The sequence below is a fragment of the Duganella sp. GW821-FHT07F09 genome (genome assembly GCF_059418705.1).
In genome coordinates, this window is record NZ_JBWKQJ010000008.1 from 11,753 (window position 1) to 31,199 (window position 19,447).

The window sequence follows — 19,447 nt, forward strand, 5'->3', positions numbered from 1 at the left end:
TCCTTGGAGGAGAATAGAGGAGACAGAAGAATGATGCCTTAGGGTCGTATATATATCCAATTTATCTTCATAATGGTGGATATTCACCAAAGGCATAACATGTATCTTTGCGGCAATACGCCGCCGGATTACTTCAGATCCGCAGCGTAAGGCAAGACGCGCGATGCCATGCGCGTATCGGTCTTGAGCAAGCCCACCTCGTCGGACAGGATGTGCACCGCTTCGTTCAGCAGCACATCCTTGGCCGCCTTGGCGGCTTTTTCCGCTTCCAGCTCGGCCGCCAGCGAACGCTCGGCGCCTTGCAGGCCGTCGTCGCTGCGCAGCGCGCCGCGCACGCCCGCCACCTTGGGCACCGGCGCCGTCTTGCCGCTGGCAGGCTTGGCCGAAATCGCCTTGTTCAGCGCGTCCTTGGGATCGGGCACCAGGATCGGATCGTCGGCGCCCGGCGTGTTGGACAGCAGACGGGCCTCGCGCAGCTTGGCGCGCGCCTCCTGCTGCTCGCGTTCCTTGCGGCGCACGGCTTCATTCAGCGAGATCGAGTTTTCCTTGCGCTGCTTCTTGACCAGCGCGATATCCTCGGCCAGGTACTGGAAGTCCTTGTCCTTGGCGACGCGGGCGTCATGCCGTTTGTCCAGCATCGGCACGATTTCCTTCAACTCGCCGGCCGGAATGTAGATCGCCGGCTTGATCGAGGTCCACGGCAAGGCGTTGTCGTAGCTCGATTCGCCGAAGGAATCGGCGTCCGACATCGTCGGCAGCTTGATGTCCGGCGTGACGCCGCGCAGTTGCGTGGTACCGCCGTTGATGCGGAAGAACTGCGCCACCGTGAACTTCAACTCGCCGTACTTGACCTTCTCGCTCTGCGAGAAACGGTCCAGGCCGAACAGGGTTTGCACGGTGCCCTTGCCGAAGCTCGGCTCGCCGATGATGATGCCACGGCCGTAATCCTGGATCGCCGCCGCGAAAATCTCCGACGCCGAGGCCGAGCCGCGATTGATCAGCACGCCCATCGGGCCGTCCCACGCCATGCCGGCGTTGGTGTCGCTTTCCACTTCGACCTTGTTGTCGGCGGTGCGCTGCTGCACCACCGGCCCCTTGTCGATGAACAGGCCGGTCAGTTCGACCGCCTCGTTGAGCGAACCGCCGCCGTTGTTGCGCAGGTCGATCAGCACGTTGTCGACTTTTTCCTTCTTCAGCTCGCCCAGCAGGCGGGCGACGTCGCGCGTGGCGCTCTTGAAGTCCTTCTCGTTCTTGCGGCGGGCCTCGAAGTCCTGGTAGAACGTTGGCAGCGAGATCACGCCGACGCGGCGCTTGGTGTTGCCGTCCTTGACCTCGTAGATGGTTTTCTTGGCCGACTGCTCTTCCATGCTGATCTTCTGGCGCACCAGCGACACGAACGCGTGCTTGCCGTCCGGGCCGGCATCGGCCGGGATGATCTCCAGTTTGACGGTCGAATCCTTCGGACCGCGAATCAGCGCGACGACGTCGTCCAGGCGCCAGCCCATGACCTCGGTCAGCGGGGTTTTCTCGTCCTTGGCGACGGCGACGATCTTGTCGCCGACCTTGATCTTGCCCGACAGGCCGGCCGGGCTGCCCGGCACCACCTCGCGCACGACGGTGTAGTCGTCGCGGCTTTGCAGCACGCAACCGATGCCCTCGAGCGACAGGCGCATGGCGATGTCGAAGTTCTCGGCCGCGCGCGGGCCCAGGTAGTTGGTGTGCGGCTCGATCGACATCGCGTAGGCGTTCATGAAGATCTGGAACACGTCCTCGTTGGTCGGCTTGCGCGACGGGATCAGGTAGTTCTCGTAGCGCTTGTCGAGCGTCTCGCGGATGCTCTTGTCATCCTTGCCGGCCAGCTTCAGGCGCAGCCACTCGTTCTTGACGCGCTTGCGCCACAGGTCCTTGACCTCGGCCTCGCTCTTGGTCCATTCGGCCTTTTCGCGGTCGTACTGGTAACTCTCGTCGGAGTTGAATTCGAACTTGCCAGTCTTGACCAGCTCGCGCGCATAGGCGATGCGCTCGGTCAGGCGCTGCTGGTACAGGTTGAAGATGGCGAACGGCACGCTGAGGTTTTCGCCATTGATGGCGTCGTCGAGACGGGTGCGCACGATGGCGTACTGGTCGACGTCCGCCTGCGTGAAGAACAGCTTTTCGGAGTCGAGCGACTTGAAGTAGCGGTCGAAGATCTTTTCGGACATCGCGTCGTCGAGCGGCACGGCCTTGTAATGTAGCTTGCCCAACACCCGGGACGCCCAAACGGCCGCCTGGGTTTGGCCCGCCTGGGGCTTGAGTGGGGTATCTGCCGCTTTTTCCGGCACGGCTGCGCCGGCCTGGACTGACAGGGCCGAAATCACGGCCACCAACAGCATTTGCTTCTTCATCGGCTTTACTCCGGAACGTAATAACTCATTTATCGGTAACGCAATTCGGTAATGCGGTCATGCGGTGGTAACAAACCGCACGATTTTATTCTACAGGATAGCAGCCGCGCCACGGCATCGTGAAGCAGAGTTTCCCTGTACAAGCTTAAGAGTAACTGAAAATCATTTTCTGTCCAGCAATTCGCCTCCCCCGTGCCACGCCAGCCCCCGGGCGATGTGGAAAACATTCCATTTAAGTTACTGTTTTCAAAAGAAAAATCAACGGCAACGGCAACTACGTATATTGCCATGCAGCAAAATTATGCTATCATCCTGTCCAGTACAGTTAGATCCCGGCCCGCCAGGCAATGATTCGGCAGGGTCCGCACGCCTCCACTGGTGAGGCGCTTGTAGTTCGTAGCCGCCTTACCCAGTCGCTCCCAGGAGCGCGCTCGTCTACGAGCATCCCAATAGCAAGACTTTTCTCTAAAGAGATCCATGAGCACATTTACTATGAATACCCGTAACTGGGGTGTTGGCACGAAGATTACCGTTTTTACGTTCGCGCTGATCAGCGTGATCCTCGCGGTGCTGCTGACCCTGATTAATCTGAGCACCTCGGCCATGCTCAAGGAGCGCGCCAAGTCCAATGTCGCCAACTCCCTCAACGGCATCAGCAACACCGTCGAGGTGTTTAACAACGCCATGACCAACGAGGCGTCGAGCTTCGCGCGCCTGTTCGCCGCCGGCTTTGGCGCCGGCAAGTTCACGCTCGATCCGGCCACCAAGGTCGAAATCGCCGGCAAGCCGACCCCGACCCTGGCCCACGACGGCAAGGCGCTCAACATGGACTTCAGCATCCCCGACAAGTTCACCAACGACACCGGCGTCATCGCCACCATCTTCGCCGCCGATGGCGAAGAGTTCGTGCGCGTGAGCACCTCGCTGAAAAAGGAAAACGGCGACCGCGCCGTCGGCACCCAGCTCGACCACGCCCACCTGAGCTACGCTCCCCTGCGCGCCGGCAACAGCTACATCGGCCTGGCCACCCTGTTCGGCAAGCAGTACATCACCCAGTACGACCCGATCAAGGACGACGGCGGCAAAGTCATCGGCGTGCTGTTCATCGGCCTCGACATCTCCAAGAACATGACGATGCTCAAGGAAAAAATCAAGGCCATCACCATCGGCGACACCGGCTACATCTACGTGCTGAACGCGGCCCCGGGCAAGGACCAGGGCAAGATGCTGATCCACCGCACCCGCGAAGGCGAAAACCTGTTCGAGCGCAAGAGCGCCGACGGCCGCCTGTTCATCCAGGAAATGCTGACCGCCAAGCAAGGCAGCATGACCTACGACTGGCCCGACGCCGACGGCAAGGAGCCGCGCGAAAAAATGGTCGAATTCAAGACCTTCAAGGACTGGAACTGGCTCATCGTCGGCGGCACCTACACCGAGGAAATCACCCGCGAGGCCGCGACCTTGCGCAACACCTACGCCGCGCTCGGCCTGACCGCCCTGCTCATCTTCGCCGGCGTGCTGTTCCTGCTGGTGCGCTCGGTGGTCTCGCGTCCGCTGGCGCGCGCCGAGGAAGCGGCTACCCGCATCGCCCAGGGCGACCTGGACGTGCATCTGGAAATCCACAACAAGGATGAAATCGGCTTGGTGCTGCGCGCCTTGAACGGCATCAGCAGCAACCTGTCGAACGTCGTCGGCCAGGTGCGCACCGGCGCCGAGCAGATCACCACCGCCTCGAGCGAAATCGCCAGCGGCAATCTGGACCTGTCGTCGCGCACCGAGGAACAGGCGTCGAGCCTGGAAGAGACCGCCGCATCGATGGAGCAGCTCAGCAGCGCCGTCAAGCAAAACGCCGACAACGCCGCCCAGGCCAACCAGATGGCGCTGGCCGCCTCCGGCATCGCCGCCAAGGGTGGCGAAGTGGTGGCGCAGGTGGTCGACACGATGGGCTCGATCAACCAATCCTCGCGCAAGATCGTCGACATCATCTCGGTCATCGACGGCATCGCCTTCCAGACCAACATCCTGGCGCTGAACGCGGCCGTCGAAGCGGCCCGCGCCGGCGAACAGGGCCGCGGCTTCGCGGTCGTCGCCTCCGAGGTGCGCAATCTGGCGCAGCGCTCGGCCACCGCCGCCAAGGAAATCAAGGCGTTGATCGACGACTCCGTCAGCAAGGTCGATATCGGCAGCCGCCAGGTCGAACAGGCCGGCACGACGATGCAGGAAGTGGTCGACAGCGTGCGCAGCGTGACCGACATCATGGCCGAGATCAGCAGCGCCAGCGAAGAGCAGCGCGCCGGCATCGGCCAGGTGCACGAAGCGATCGCCCAGATGGACCAGGTCACGCAGCAGAACGCCGCGCTGGTGGAGGAAGCTGCCGCCGCCGCGCATGCGCTGCAGGACCAGGCGCACGAGCTGGAGCAGGTGGTGCGCATCTTCAAGCTGGGCAGCCACAAAGGCGCCCCGGCGCTGGGCAACGACAAGCGGGAATATCTGGCGCTGAAGTAATCCACAGCGTCACCCCGAAAAGCCGCCATCGTGAAAACGGTGGCGGCTTTTTTTGTGCTGCCGACTAGCGGCGGCCGTGCTCACTTGATAGGGAACAAGCCACGCCAGCCCTTCGGCGGATTGGAAACTTGTTCGAACCTGGCGTTCGCTCGGTCAAAACACTGGCCGGTCAGGTTCGAAAAGTCGCCCTTGCCCCGTGGGTAGTCGGTGAAGAACGCCACCTTTTCATCGGCGGCGACAAAGACCAGCAGGGTGACGCCCTCATGATCCGAGACCTCGGAAAACTCTTGGCTGTTCCAGTTGAAGCCGAGCGTCGCGTGGGTCATTGCGTTGTCCGAATAGGGTCCGAGCATGCATACGCGTTTCCACGGCTGTGGAAGCGCGCGGTCCAAGTCAACGGTGCGGCGATCGGACTCGTCGAAGTCATGGAATATGGCGCTGGCTATCGGGTCATGGCGCGAACAGGCCACGGCTGTCGCTGTCACAAACGCAAAAAAACAAAGCCGCCTTACTTTTTTCAACATAAAAATCCTAGCTAAAGACAGCCGTCAAAACTGCCGTGCCTGTATTAATTGATGGACACGCAGCATACTAGATTGCAGATATAACAATTCCTCACAATCTCACAGCAGGCACTTTTTTCTTGCCCAAAGCTCAGACCGTGTCCAAATGCAAGCCACATCGCTGGGCGCCGGAACTAATGGCTTGACCATATGCGACAGATGTCGCATTATTGCCATATTAGTCGCATACCAGCTTAATCATGCCCCGCCAATCGATTGTCCTACTCAGCCTCTGCGTGTTCGTCGCGCTACCAGGGGTGACGCACGCCCAGGAAGAACAGCCATTGCCTGCTGCGGCGACGGTAACAATCACGGCCAAGAAAGAACCGGTCGTCAAAAAACTCGACAAGACCGTCTACGACGTATCCAACACGCCGAGGGCGGCGAACGGCACCGCGCAGGATGTTCTGCAATCGACACCCGAGGTATCGGTGTCGGCCGACGGGCAGATCGCGGTCAAGGGAAATGCGCAGGTCACTGTCCTGGTCAACGGCAAGCCGACGGCGATGATGTCCGGCTCGGCCGATGAACGGGCGGCGGCACTGCAGACCATGAGCGGCGCCGACATCGCCGGCGTCGAAGTCATCACCAATCCCTCCGCCGCCTACAACGCCAATGGCGGCGCCATCCTCAATATCGTGTTGAAACGCAACCGCAAACCCGGCGCCCACGCACAGATCCAGGGTAGCGCGGCGGATCACGGCCTGTGGAACGTGGGCGCGTCGGGCGACATGACCAACAAGGACATCAGCCTGCACGGCAACCTGGCGCTGCGCCACGACGGCACGGAAAAAATCCGCGAATCGACGGTGGACTGGACCAATCCCTTCACCGGCGAGACCCGGCGAACCCGGCAGACGTCGGAAGTCTTCGTCCGTCGCACCGTCCAAAGCGCGGGTCTGGGCGCCGACTACGCCCTCGGCGAAACGGATAGCCTCAGCCTGTCAATGAAATATACCGAGCGCCGCTCGCGTCCGCTGTTCGACGTGCTCAACGAAAACCGCATCGGCGCCGACGAGACCGTCTATCACCGCATCTCCACCGGCCCCAACGAGCAGTCCGACGGTAGCGCCAGCCTGAACTACACCCACCAGGACGGCGGCACGGCGCTCAAGGCGATGCTCCAGCACAGCGATACGAAGGGCTTGATGGACAAATCCTACCGCGACGTATTAATCTCACCGGTGAACCCAACGGACTACAGTCGCGGCGCCACCAGGTTGACGCGCCGCCTGAATCAGGCCACCGTCGACTGGAGCGGCCCGTCGGAACACGGCAAGTTAGGCATGGGCCTGGATATCCAGGACAAGGTCGACAACATCGACAACTATCGGGCGTCCATCGATCCCGCGACAGACGCCGAGACGCCCGATCCCGCCACCACCAACGGCTACGCCGTGACGACAACCGTATCCGCCGCCTATCTGACCGACCAGATCACGCACGGCAAATGGGAAGCGCTGCTGGGCGGACGGGCCGAGCGCATGGCGCTACGCGTGCGTCCCGCGCAAGGCATCGAGCAGACACAGCACTGGCAGGCGTTCAACCCCAGCCTCCACCTGCGATATGCCATGAGCGACAGGGCCGACCTGACGCTCAGCTACCGCCGCAGCCTGCAAATGCCAGATCCACGCGATCTCAACCCGTTCACCACCTATGTCGACGCGCAAAACCTGAGCCGTGGCAATCCCGGCCTGAAGCCGCAACAGCTGACCTCCTGGGAAATCGGCACCGATACGAGCGCGGCGCAATTCACCACCAGTCTTCACGCCTTCTATCGCACCAGCGGCAATACGGTGACCGATGCGCGCAGTTTCGCCGACAATGTGATCGTCACCTCGAAGCAGAACGGCGGACAGGCCAGCTCTACCGGACTCACCGGCGCCGTCACCTGGACGCCGGACGCCAAACTGCGGTTGGGCATGGATGGCGGCGCCTATCGCGTGACGCTTCGGACGCCGGACCTCTCCGGTCTCGTCCGCCAAAACGATATCGCCGGCTACATCAACCTGAGGGCGGCATACAGCGCCGGACAGGACAATCTGTCGCTCGACGCGCATGGCCAGTCGGCGGGCATCTCCCCGCTCGGCCGGTTTGGCGCGACCAGCAGCGTCAACCTGACCTGGAAGCACGCGATGACCAGGACGCTCAGTCTGACCGTCAACGCCAACGATATTTTCGATGGCGGCAAGCGCACCTACACAACCAATACCAGCACCTTCCGCCAGGCCGGATTCGACCATTTCGTCGCTCGGCGACTTTATGTGGGGCTGGTAAAAAAGATCGAGTGAATGGGCGCCGGCCCGTTTTCACCTATAATTGGCACATGGGTAACCTCTTCAAACACCGGCGCCGCACCAGCCTGATCGTCTGCATCGCGATCTTGCTGAACCTGTTGACGCCGGCGCTCGGCCAGGCGATGTCGACGCTGCTGCGCGATCCGCTAACCTTGGACATTTGCAGCGCCAGCCCGGCCAAGCGCACCCAGGACATGCCGGCCGCCGGCATGAAGCATTGCGTGTTTTGCGCCACCCACGCGACCCCGGCCGCGCCGCCGCCATCGACGCCGGCGCTGGTCGCGGTCCTCGACGGCCACGACGCCTATCCATCCCTCGATTATCTGTCGCCCTCCCCGCTGGCCGCCTGGCCCGGCGCCCAGCCGCGCGGCCCGCCGTCGCTGTCCTGACCCTCGCTTGAAGCGCACGATACGCCGCCCCGCCCAGTTGGGTGCCGAGCGTGCGCACGCCTTTTCATCATCGACAGGATATCCATGCAACGACGATATTTCATTTCCACGCTCGCGGCCATGCTGATCACGGCCGCGCCAACCATGGCCGCACCGGCCTACAACGGCATCGACGTCACCGGCGCCGCCATTGGCCCGGACTACCAGCTGTTTTACGCCGACGGCAAGCCGGCCTCGCTGCGCGACTTCAAAGGCAAATACGTGATGCTGTTCTTCGGCTTCACGCAATGCCCGGACGTCTGCCCGACGGCGCTGTCGCGCGCCGTCGAAATCAAACGCCTGCTGGGCGCGGACGGCAACAAACTGCAAATCGTCTTCGCCACCGTCGACCCCGAGCGCGACACCGGCCCGCTGCTCACCGAATACATGCGCGCCTTCGATCCGACCTTCGTCAGTGTGCGCGGCAACCTCGCGCAGACCGCCAAGGCTGCGGCCGACTTCAAGATCTTTTATCGCAAGGTCCCCAGCGGCAGCTCGTACACGATGGACCACACCGCCATCACCTACGTGTTCGACGCCGACAGCAAGATCCGGCTCGCCTTCAAACATGACCAACCAGCCCAGCAATGCGCAGACGACCTGCGCAAACTGATGGCTCCCGCACGACCAACCAGCTTCCTGAAAGGACTATTCCAATGAAAAAACTGCTCTCCCTGCTGCTGCTCGCCGCCCTCCCCGCCCTGGCCCAGGTGACCGTCGGCGAACCGTGGGTGCGCGCCACCGTCGCCGCGCAAAAAGCCACCGGCGCCTTCATGACCCTGACCTCGGTACAAGGCGCCAAGCTGGTCGGCGCCAGCTCGCCGGCCGCCGGCGTGGTCGAAGTGCATGAAATGAAAATGGTCGACGATGTGATGCGCATGCGCGAAGTCACCGCGCTGGATCTGCCGGCCGGCAAACCGGTCAAGCTCAGCCCCGGCGGCTACCACCTGATGCTGCTGGATTTGAAGCAACCGCTGAAGGAAGGCGCCACCGTGCCGCTGACGTTGGAGATCGAAAACGCGCAGAAGGTGCGCAGCAAGATCGTGGTGGACGCTCCGGTCAAGCCGCTTAATACGGCAGCCATGCACCACTAGTTAATCCGGTCACGCCGGCCACCCACCAGCCGGCGCCGACGATCGGCAAATACGGCCACGACCGCAACGAGATTTTCCAGTCGACGTGGGACGGCCAGAAGGCCAGGAACTGCGGCGCCACGGCGAACGCCAGCGCCACGTCGATCCACTGGAAATGCAGGCCGTAACGGGTGCGCCACCATGCCACCAGGAACGGCAGCACCACCACCACAAACGGCGCCAGCGCGGACGGCGCCGCGTTGTACCAGCGCACTCGCGTCAGGCGCACCGAACCCAATTCCCACCCCTGTCCGACCCGGCGCGGTATCACCGTGAAGGCGGCCGGCCGGGCGCCGGTCAGCTTGGCGGCGATGAAATGCGCCAGCTCGTGGCAGATGGTGCCGGCCAGCGTGAAGAGGAAAAAGAAGGGATGCCGCGCCGACAAGGCGCGGATCAGCAGCGCCAGCAGCAGGGACGGCACCAGGTAGATCAGAAGATCGCGATGGTGGCACAGCCAGGCCGGCGCAAGTACGTTACATTCAAACAGGCTGCTCATGCGGCATCGTCGCACGGTGGCTATTCCACGTCAATTCCGATCCCGCCGGGCGCCGGCCAAGCTGCGCACCCCGCCCTTCCCCCACCAACACCGCCGCGCCGGCGCGGTCGGCGTTCGACAGACTCCTCGCAATATTCACATACGTCATCGTACAACTAAAATCAACAATGGAAAACGTTTAACTTCTTGATTTATTTGAATTTAGTTGCTTGTACTACAGTAATGTATAACCGCTATACATATTTGAGATATCCAGTTGTATGATGTCTGATATCTGCGCTATTATCTGCGCACACAACATCAGCAAGGAGATCGCATGACGACGCAGCAAGCACCAGCCACGCGGGTACGCTGGCTTATTCTGGCCATTCTGTTCGCAGTCACCACCATCAATTACGCCGACCGCGCCACCATCGCCATCGCCGGTCCAGAGCTGAAAAAGCTGCTGGGACTGTCGCCGGTGCAGATGGGCTATGTGTTCTCGGCCTTCGCCTGGTCCTACGTGCTGGCACAATTGCCAGGCGGCTGGCTGCTCGACCGCTTCGGCACCAAGATCACCTATTTCTTCAGCATCTTCATGTGGTCGCTGTTCACCATGCTGATGGGCACGGTCGGCTTCCTGACCGGCGCCGCCGCGCTGACCGCGCTGTTCTGTCTGCGGCTGGCCGTCGGCGCGTCCGAGGCGCCCTCCTTCCCCGGCAACAGCCGGCTGGCCTCGTCGTGGTTCCCGACCGCCGAGCGCGGCACGGCCGCCGCCATCTTCAATTCGGCGCAGTACTTCGCCACCGTACTGTTCGGGCCTTTGATGGGCTGGCTGGTCCACACCCATGGCTGGGAAAGCGTGTTCTACGTCATGGGCGGGTTGGGCATTTTGATGTCCTTCATCTGGCTCAAGATGGTGTACGGCCCGAAGGACCATCCGCGCATCAACGCGGCCGAGCTGGCCTATATCAAGGAAGGCGGCGCGCTGATCGATCTGGAAAGCAAGGACAAAGCCGTCGCCACGACCAAGCTGGACACCGGCTCGGCGATCCGCCAGTTGCTGGGCAACCGCATGCTGCTAGGCGTCTACATCGGCCAGTATTGCATCAACACGCTGACCTATTTCTTCCTGACCTGGTTCCCGGTCTACCTGGTCACCGAGCGTCACATGACGATTTTGAAGGCTGGCTTTGTCGCGGCGCTGCCGGCGGTGGCCGGCTTCCTCGGCGGCGTGCTGGGCGGCGTGATCTCGGACCGTCTGATCAAGCGCGGCTTCTCGCTGTCGGTGGCGCGCAAGACGCCTATCGTCTGCGGCCTGCTGCTGGCGATGTCCATGATCATCTGCAACTACGTTGAAACCGACTGGCTGGTCATCACGGTGATGTCGCTGGCGTTCTTCGGCAAAGGGATCGGCGCGCTGGGATGGGCCGTGGTGGCGGACACGTCGCCGAAGGAAGCTGGCGGCCTGAGCGGCGCCCTGTTCAACACCTTCGGCAACACGGCGGGCATCACCACGCCGATCGTGATCGGTTACATCCTGCAGGAGACCGGCTCGTTCGCCGGCGCCTTGGTGTACGTCGGCGCCAACGCCGCCGTCGCCATCCTGTGCTATGTGCTGATGGTGGGCGAGATCAAGCGTTTCGAGTTCAAAACGCCGGTGGTCACCAAGTTGCCGCTGGCCGCCTGACCCGTCGTGGAGACACGTAGGGCGGATTAGGCGGAACGCCGTAATCGGCCATGCATGCGTCGCCGAGACGCATGCATGGCCGATTACGCTACGCTAATCCGCTCTACTTTAAAGATACTTCACCCAACCCATCGTCGTGCGGCGCTTGAACTGGCCGAACGCTTTGCAAGGCCAGTACATCAGCGGTATCAACGCCGCCGACATCAGCCACACCGCCCAATAGCTGTCGAACTCGTAGCGCCCGCCATAATTGGCGCCGAACAGCGCCAGCGCCGCTTCCTGCAGAAACAGCAGCGTGAACAGGTGCAGCAGGTAGTAGAACATCGGCACCCCGCCAAACACGGCGGCCACGCGCAAAAAGCCGTTGTTCCGCCCTTCCAGCCAGGCCAGCACCAGACACCCGCCTCCCACCGTGATCAGCAGGAACGCCAGCGATGGCGGATACTTGGTCACGTTCAGGAACGACATCACCGTCAGCAGCGCCGTCTCGCCGGGCACCCAGTCGAGCGTCTCGCCGTAGATGTTCAGCCCGCGCAGCAACATCAGCAACGCCATCGACACGCAACCGGCGATCAGCAGCGTCTTGCGGCGGTTCGCCGGTTGCTCCGACCTGGCATACCACGGACCGGCCGCGTAGCCCAGCAAAATCACGCCGATCCACGGCAGCAGTGGATAACTGATCTTGATTTTCAGCGCGCCTTCCGCCACGAGGTATCCGCGGTCATGCAAAATCGTCCAGGGGACGAAGCCCCAGCTACCCGGCTCGAACGAGATCGGCGTCAGCAGGTTATGCCCGAACACGATGATCAATCCCAGCGCCACCAGCGCCTTGCGCGGCAGCCGATGCAGCAGCGCCAGCGCGATCATCGACAAGCCGATCGCCCAGATCACCTGCAGATAAATGGTTGACGGCGGAAAGCGCCCGCTCCAGGAGACATTGATGACGAAGATCTCCAGCGCCACCAGGAACAGGCCGCGCTTGAGCAAAAATCCGGTGGCCGAGCGCGGCCCGCCGGCCGGATGCGCATACAGCCAGGCCGACAACCCGGTGAGGAACACAAAGATCGGCGCGCAGAAGTGCGCCGCGAACCGGCCGAAGAACTGCGCCGGTTCGATCGTCGCGATGTCCATCGGATCGGGAACGGGCCAGCGCAGGAAGAACCGCTCGCGCACGTGATCGAGCATCATCACCATCATCACCAACCCGCGCATCACGTCGATCGACGCCACGCGGGCGCCATGCGCCGGCGCCGCCGTCATGCCATTTACACTCGCATTCACACTCATATCACTCGCTGAACTCAAACCTGACTTTAGAATTTATACTGTGCCTTCAACGTGACACGGCGCTCCTCGCCGGCCGCCACCCAGGTTTGCTGGTAGGAGCTCGGGTAGTACGTCTTATCGAACAAATTGTCGATGTCCAGCGACAGGCGCAACTTGCTGGACGGCGAATAGGACGATACCAGCTTTGCCGTCGTATAGGATGGCAGTTTGAAAGTGTTGGAGATTGCAACGTCGCCATTGCGCTCGCCGACGTAATTCAGACCGCCGCCCAGCGACGCGCGCGCGCCGCCGACCGTCAGCTCGCGCACCAGCAGCAGATTGGCGCTTTGCCTGGGAACATTGGGCAGCGCGCCGCCGACCGCCAGCACGTTGTCACGCAGGACCTCCGCGTCCGTGTAGGCGTAGGAGAACGACAGCTGCAGCTTGCGCGCCAGCTCCCCCGACACATCCAGTTCGACGCCCTTGCTTCCGACCTCGCCGGCCGCCAGCGAGAAGTTGGTGTCCAGCGGGTTCAAGGTCAGCACGTTCTTCTTCCGGATCGAATACAGCGCCAGGGTGCTGCTCAACCTACCGTCGGCGGTGTCGAACTTGATGCCGGTTTCATAGGCGCGGCTGGTCTCGGCCGGGAACGATTCGTTGTTGATGCCGATGCCGCTGTTCGGCCGGAACGACTTGCCCGCCGACGCATACAGCGAAATCTGCCGGTTCGGCTGATACACCAGGCCGACACGCGGGCTGGTGGCGTCGAGCGTCTGGTGGTTCTGCAAGCCGTTGCGGTTGGCGTTGGTGATGGTCTGGCGGTAGGCGTCGCGCCGCACGCCCAGCAACACCTTCCACTGCGTGGTCAAATCGATTTGATCCTGCGCGTAAAACGCCGTGGACCACTGCTGTTCACGGGTGTTGATCGACGGCCCGAGTGTGGTCGGCCCCGCGCCGCCGTACACCGGTTGATAGATATCGATGGCATAAGGCGCCGCCGCATTGGGATTCCTGCGCAACTGAAGCCGGTCATCGATAAACCGATAGCCATCGAAGCCGAACAGCACGTTATGCCGCAAGGAGCCGGTGCTCAATTTGCCCAGCAACTCGACGCGGCCCGACCAGTCCTGCGCCGAGAAATCGCGGAAGCGGCGTTGGCGCCACAAGGTACGGCCGTCCGCCTGCAGCGCCGAGGCCTCGGTCGAAAAGCCCTTCATCGAGCTGCTGCGGTAAGCCAGGCCGCTTTGCAGCGACCAGCCATCCTTGAAGTCGTGCTGCACAAAGACCTGGTGACCGGTCGATTTCACAGTAATCGGGCCATCGGCCGCCTCGCCGAGGAAGCGCGAGTTCGGGATCAGTCCCAGCACGCCCTTGACCGCCACCACGCCGCGATCGAAGTAGGCTTGCTGCTCGAACTGCTCCAGCTCATAGGAGACGGTGGTGCCGTCCGTCACGCGCCAGATCACCGACGGCGAGACCATATGACGCTTCGACGACAGCGTATCGCGGAAGCTGTCGCCCTTTTCGTAGGCCGCGTTCAGGCGGTAGGCGACGGTCTCGCTCAAAGGACCGGTGAGGTCGGCGGCGGTGCGATAGGTGTCATGGCTGCCGACCGATTGCTCCAGCGTGTACGACGGCTGGAACAAGGGCTTCTTGGTGGCGATGTTGACGATGCCGCCCGGCTCCCCGCGTCCATACAAGGCGGCCGCCGGGCCTTTGAGGATCTCGATGCTATTGACGTTGGCGCTGTCGCGCAAGCCGTTGTAGCCCCGGCTGGAGCTGAAGCCGTTGACCAGGAAATCGGAGCCGTAGTTCGGATCGCCGGTGAAGCCGCGCACCGCGTAACTGTCCCACACGCCGCCGAAGTTGTTCTGCCGCGAGATGCCGCTGCCCAGGTCCAGCGCGTCGGCGAAGCGGCTCACGCCGGCGTCGCGCAACATGTCGGCGGTCAGCACGCGCGCGCTTTGCGGCAGGTCCTTCAAGTCCGTCTCGGTCTTGGTGGCGGCGGTCGCCGACAGGCTGCGGTAAGGCTGGCGAGCGGCGGTGATTTCGACGACATCCGGTTCGTCGGCGGCGGCCGACGCGAACAAGGGAAAAGCGGCGGCCAGGCAGATCGCCAGGCGGGTGTGACGCACCATCAGCATAAAGACTCCAAAAGTAAATTCCAAACGCAATAGACTTGCATTATACATGCCAACGCAATCAAGTTGCGTTAAACCACGCCAGCCGGATGGCGCGCGCCCCGTCCGGCGATCGGGCCGGCATCGGTATAAATTATTTTCATCTTTAAATGGGGGAAGTGTTTTCCCCGCGCGTTGTACCGGCGGTGACGAAACAGTCACCCGCCATGTCCGCATGGCGCCTACGCCTGTCACACGCCCGGAGAAAGAAAATGAAGTCGTCCCCCCGATTGGTTCGAACTATCTGTTTCACCGCAGTATCCGCAGCATGCGCGTCCTTGTTAGCCGGCGCCGCGTCCGCCGCCGTCTCCTCCGACGAACAACCGCCAACCGCCACCGCCGATGGCGCGGCCGCGCCGCCATCGCCGGCCATCGCCACGGTCATGGTCACGTCGCGCAAGTTCACCGAGCGCCTGGTCGACGTTCCGATCGCCATCTCGGTGTTTTCGAACGACGATTTGCTGCGGCGCGGCGCCCAGAGCATCGCCGACGTGCTGCAGAGCGTTCCCGGCGTGAGCCAGTACGACAACGGTTCGGGCATCACCAAAATCAGCATTCGCGGCATCTCGACCTCGCTCGGTGGTAACGAGAACGGCTACTACCTCGACGACCTGCCGTTCACCGGCGTGACGGTGCCGATCGCCCCCGATGTGCGTGCCTGGGACCTGGAGCGCGTCGAGGTACTGCGCGGACCGCAAGGCACCCTGTTCGGCGAGGGTTCCATGGGCGGCACCATCCGCACGCTGACCAACAACGCCCGCCTCAACACCTTTTCGTTCGCCGGCCAGGCCGGCTGGTCCCGCACCGAGGGCGGCAGCGACAACCGAGCCGTCAAAGCGATGCTCAACGTGCCGGTCGTCACCGACATGCTGGCCATCCGCTTCGCCGTGACCGACGAGGACTACAAGGGCTGGATCGACGATCCGTCCAGCGGCCGCCAAAACATCAACAGCTCGGCGCCGAAGACGGTGCGGGTGCGCACGCTGTTTAAGCCGACCGACGCGCTGACCATCAACGCCAGCTATTGGGACTACCGGAACAAGACGCCGTACGGCGCCGGCGAGACCGACCAGGGCACGGCCTCGCGCTCCATCGTCCTCGATTCGGCGCCGACCTACACCTTGAAAGGCATCAGCGGCACCTACGACTTCGACGATTTCAGCGTGTTCTACGGCTACGCCAACAACAAGTATCAGTTGCCGCAGTCCGGCGCCTTCGCCGGTGGCACCCTCGACGCGTCGATCGGCATCGATGTGAAAACCCACGAACTGCGCTTCGCCTCCACCGGCCAGAAACCTTGGCGCTGGACGGCCGGTCTGTACCGGCGCACTGCCAACCGCTTCGACGTGTTCGAGGCCACGGTCATCAACCTGAATCAAACCAGCGCGACCGACTCGACCGCGTCGGCCATCTTCGGCGACGTCACCTACACCTTCCCGCAACTGCCACTGGAGGCGAGCGTCGGCATGCGCCACTTCCGCGACCGCATCGCCGGCCAGGACGTCAACCTCGGCGTGCCCGAACCGGGCACCAGCAACCGTTTCGGCAGCAACAATCCGCGCCTCAGCCTGGCCTACCGTCCCAACGAGTCGCAGCAGATCTACGCCAGCGCCTCCAAGGGTTTCCGCTCGGGCCAGAACCAGGTCACCGGCATGACAGCGCTGGCGGCCCAGTACGGCATCGTGCTGCCGTCGGCGATCAAGTCCGATTCCATCAAGACCTATGAACTGGGCACCAAGGCCAGCGCGCTGGACCGGCGCCTGAACATGGAGTTCGCCGTCTACCACAGCGACTGGAAGGACTTCGCCATCCGCGTGCCGATCGGCGCCACCGGCTTCAACGGCCTGAGCAGCTCGCCCGGCACCACCACCAAGGGCATCGACGCCAGCCTGGCCTACGCCGTCACCAACTCGCTGACCACCACCCTGGCGGCCGGCTTCGTCGACGCCAAGTACAAGGGCGCGGTGGCCGGCACCGGCATCGCCGCCGGGGGCCGGGTCGACGACGTGCCGCGCTACAACGTCAGCGCCAGCGCCGACTACGGCTTTCCACTGTTCGGCGGCTGGCAGGGCAACGCGCGCGCCAGCTTCCAGCGCGTGGGCGCCCATCCGGCCTCGCCTTCGCTGATCCAGGCCAACGGCGACGCGGTCGGCAGCGCCAACGCCCGCCTCTCGCTGAACAAGGGTCCATGGACCGTCTCCGTGTTCGGCGACAACCTGGGCAACAACCACGACGCCGCCGGCTTCCGTTCCATCACGGCATTGTCGGCCACGGAATCCGAATCGACCTCACCACGCTTGCGGCCGCGCACTATCGGCCTCGAACTTCGCTACGCCATGGGAAAATAAGATGAACTCGAACAAAAAATTTTGGCTCACCCTCACCACCTTCGCCAGCCTGGCGGGCAACGCAGCGGCGCAGCTCGACCAGTTGCAATGGCTGGAAGCCCCGACCGATCCCAAGGCCCTGAACTGGGCGGCGAAACAGACCGCCGCGACGATCCAGACATTTTCCGGCAAAAGCGTGTATCAACCCGTCATGGCCGAACTGCGCAACGCGCTGACGGCCAGCGCGCCGCTGGCGGAGATCACCCTGCTCGGCCAGCGCGCGCTGCGCCTGCAAAAGGACGCAGCCCATCCGCACGGCCAGTTCCAGGTGGCCAAGCGCGGCGCCGACGGTAGCATCGGCGCCTGGAAAACCTTGCTTGACGTCGAACAACTGCGCCAACACGAAGGCAAGCCCTACGAACTGCGCCTGGGCGGATTGGCGCCGATGGCGGCGGGCTGCCTGGCGCCCGCGTACCGCTATTGCCTGCTGCGCCTGTCGCCGGCCGGCGCCGACGATGTCGAGTTGCGCGAGTTCGATCTGGCGCTCGGCAAATTCGTCGACGGCGGCTTGCACGTGCCGGCCTCGCGCACCGACGCGGTCTGGCTTGATAAGGACCGCGTGCTGATCACCCATACGTTGGGGGACTCGCCCCGCACCAACGCCGGCTGGGGCGCGGCGGTGCGCTTGTGGCGGCGCGGCACGCCGGTCGCCACCGCGCCCATCGTCTACCAGGCCAAGCCGACCGACGCGCTGCTCATGCTCAGCCGCATCGGCGAAGGCCGCGACGCCGTCGGGGTCATCGAACGCGCGATCGACTATTCGACCTTTGAATTCGCGCTCTATGACAACGCCGGAAAAATCAGCGAGGTGGCGCTGCCGAAGAAACTGAAGCCCTTCGGCCTGCTGGCGCAGACCGGCCGCCATCTGATCGCCCAACTTGCCGAGCCGGCCGAGATCAACGGCAAGACCTACCCCGCCGAAACCCTGCTGAGCTATGACGCCGCCGGCGCCACGCCGGCCGACCGCAAAGCCGGCGTCATCTACCAGCCGGCCCGTGGCGAGGTGCTCGACATCGGCATGGCCGGCGGCGTGGTCGGCACCAAATCCGCGCTGCTGTTCAACCTGAAGCGCGGCCTGGAAACCAAACTGGTGGCCGCCCAGCCAACCAGCGACGGTTGGCGTACGCGCGACGTCTTCACGCCGCCGACCGGCGTGTCGGTGTCGTTCGACTCGGCCGACGCGGCCCGCACGGACGTGGTGGTGCGCACGCAGGGCTACCTGACCCCGCCGAAGATCACGCTATTGAAGTCGCTCGCGATGGCCAACGAACTGGGCGCCGAGCCGGCCGCCTTTGACGCCGCCAACATGGCCGTCGAAAGCCGCCGCGCGCGCTCCAAGGACGGCACCGTCATCGACTACTTCCTGATCCGGCCGCGCAAGGTCGCGGCCGGCAAATCGGTGCCGACCTTGATGACGGGCTACGGCGCGTTCGGCATCTCGCTCCACCCGGGCTATCTGGACGCGGTGACCGGCGGCAAAGGCACCAAGTTGTGGTTCGAGCGTGGCGGCGCCCTGGCCATCCCCGCCATTCGCGGCGGCGGCGACCGCGGCGCCGAGTGGCACCGCGCCGCGATGCGGGAAAACCGCCAGCGCTCCTATGACGATTTCATCGCCGTGGCCGAGGATCTGGTCAACAGCGGTTTCGTCAAGGCGGGCCGGCTCGGGGTGTTCGGCATGTCCAACGGCGGCTTGCTGTCGGCGACCATCGGCTTGCAGCGCCCGGACCTGTTCGGCGCGGTCGTCAGCGACGTGCCCTTGATCGACATGCTGCGCTTCCCGAAGATGGGCATGGGCGGCGCCTGGACCGAGGAATACGGCGATCCGGCCGATCCGGCCATGGCCAAGGTACTTGGCTCCTATTCGCCGCTGCACATCGCCAAAGGGGGCGTGAAATATCCGCCCTTCCTGGTCACGGTGGCCACCACCGACAACCGCGTGGGGCCGGGACACGCCCGCAAGATGGTGGCGCGGCTGCAGGAACTGGGATCGCCGGCCTATCTGTATGAGGATGCGGAAGGCGGACACGGCGTGAGCGACCCGCTCAGCCGGCCGGACCTGATGGGACTGCGTCTGGCGTTTCTCATCAGCACATTGATGCCGGCGCAGCCGTAAGGCGAAGGCGGGACGCAACGCCCGCT

General features: G+C 63.3%; 13 protein-coding genes. 8 read left to right on the forward strand and 5 right to left on the reverse strand.

The window, feature by feature from the left end; translation table 11 throughout:
• Positions 1-128: 128 nt before the first annotated feature.
• Positions 129-2,384 (reverse strand): carboxy terminal-processing peptidase, encoded by a 2,256-nt coding sequence (locus tag AC07P1_RS20975; RefSeq protein ID WP_494697643.1) that lies wholly within the window; start codon positions 2,382-2,384, stop codon positions 129-131.
• A 477-nt stretch (positions 2,385-2,861) separates the two neighbouring features.
• Between AC07P1_RS20975 and AC07P1_RS20980 the strand changes: the two genes are divergently transcribed.
• On the forward strand, positions 2,862-4,889 hold the full coding sequence (locus AC07P1_RS20980) for a methyl-accepting chemotaxis protein (protein WP_494697644.1): 2,028 nt from the start codon (positions 2,862-2,864) through the stop codon (positions 4,887-4,889).
• 80 nt (positions 4,890-4,969) lie between these two features.
• Here the strand turns inward: AC07P1_RS20980 and AC07P1_RS20985 are convergent, their stop codons facing one another.
• Entirely contained in the window at positions 4,970-5,413 is a 444-nt protein-coding gene (locus AC07P1_RS20985) for a hypothetical protein (protein WP_494697645.1), read from the reverse strand.
• A gap of 239 nt (positions 5,414-5,652) precedes the next feature.
• Here AC07P1_RS20985 and AC07P1_RS20990 point away from each other — a divergent pair, with 239 nt between their 5' ends.
• The 4 genes from AC07P1_RS20990 to AC07P1_RS21005 all read left to right on the forward strand — a co-directional run bounded on the left by AC07P1_RS20990 (position 5,653) and on the right by AC07P1_RS21005 (position 9,271).
• Positions 5,653-7,743 carry a TonB-dependent receptor gene (locus AC07P1_RS20990; RefSeq protein ID WP_494697646.1) on the forward strand — a complete coding sequence of 697 codons (2,091 nt, stop codon included), beginning with the start codon at positions 5,653-5,655 and terminating at the stop codon, positions 7,741-7,743.
• Between the two features lie 35 nt (positions 7,744-7,778).
• Positions 7,779-8,138, forward strand: a complete 360-nt coding sequence (locus tag AC07P1_RS20995) for a DUF2946 family protein (RefSeq protein WP_494697647.1) — start codon at positions 7,779-7,781, stop codon at positions 8,136-8,138.
• Between the two features lie 84 nt (positions 8,139-8,222).
• Positions 8,223-8,837, forward strand: a complete 615-nt coding sequence (locus AC07P1_RS21000) for an SCO family protein (RefSeq protein ID WP_494697648.1) — start codon at positions 8,223-8,225, stop codon at positions 8,835-8,837.
• Complete coding sequence (locus tag AC07P1_RS21005; RefSeq protein WP_494697649.1) at positions 8,834-9,271, forward strand: copper chaperone PCu(A)C; 438 nt, start codon at positions 8,834-8,836, stop codon at positions 9,269-9,271. The genes AC07P1_RS21000 and AC07P1_RS21005 overlap by 4 nt, the downstream gene beginning before the upstream one ends.
• Here AC07P1_RS21005 and AC07P1_RS21010 read toward each other — a convergent pair.
• Entirely contained in the window at positions 9,246-9,806 is a 561-nt protein-coding gene (locus AC07P1_RS21010) for a hypothetical protein (protein WP_494697650.1), read from the reverse strand. The two genes, AC07P1_RS21005 and AC07P1_RS21010, sit on opposite strands and share 26 nt — an antisense overlap.
• A 316-nt stretch (positions 9,807-10,122) precedes the next feature.
• On the opposite strand from AC07P1_RS21010, the gene AC07P1_RS21015 reads away from it, so the two are divergent.
• The gene (locus AC07P1_RS21015) at positions 10,123-11,475 is read left to right on the forward strand and encodes an MFS transporter (protein WP_494697651.1); all 1,353 of its coding nucleotides are present in this window, start codon (positions 10,123-10,125) and stop codon (positions 11,473-11,475) included.
• Positions 11,476-11,583: 108 nt separating this feature from the next.
• On the opposite strand, the gene AC07P1_RS21020 is transcribed toward AC07P1_RS21015, so the two are convergent.
• Complete coding sequence (locus tag AC07P1_RS21020; RefSeq protein ID WP_494697652.1) at positions 11,584-12,762, reverse strand: acetyltransferase domain-containing protein; 1,179 nt, start codon at positions 12,760-12,762, stop codon at positions 11,584-11,586.
• 26 nt (positions 12,763-12,788) lie between these two features.
• A complete protein-coding gene (locus AC07P1_RS21025) occupies positions 12,789-14,879 on the reverse strand; it encodes a TonB-dependent siderophore receptor (protein ID WP_494697930.1) in 2,091 nt (696 codons plus the stop codon).
• A gap of 320 nt (positions 14,880-15,199) precedes the next feature.
• On the opposite strand from AC07P1_RS21025, the gene AC07P1_RS21030 reads away from it, so the two are divergent.
• Together AC07P1_RS21030 and AC07P1_RS21035 are read left to right on the forward strand one after the other, a co-directional pair.
• Positions 15,200-17,269: a TonB-dependent receptor gene (locus AC07P1_RS21030; RefSeq protein ID WP_494697653.1), complete on the forward strand. Its 2,070-nt coding sequence runs from the start codon at positions 15,200-15,202 to the stop codon at positions 17,267-17,269.
• Position 17,270: 1 nt separating this feature from the next.
• On the forward strand, positions 17,271-19,421 hold the full coding sequence (locus AC07P1_RS21035; protein WP_494697654.1) for a prolyl oligopeptidase family serine peptidase: 2,151 nt from the start codon (positions 17,271-17,273) through the stop codon (positions 19,419-19,421).
• The last annotated feature ends 26 nt before the right edge of the window (positions 19,422-19,447 follow it).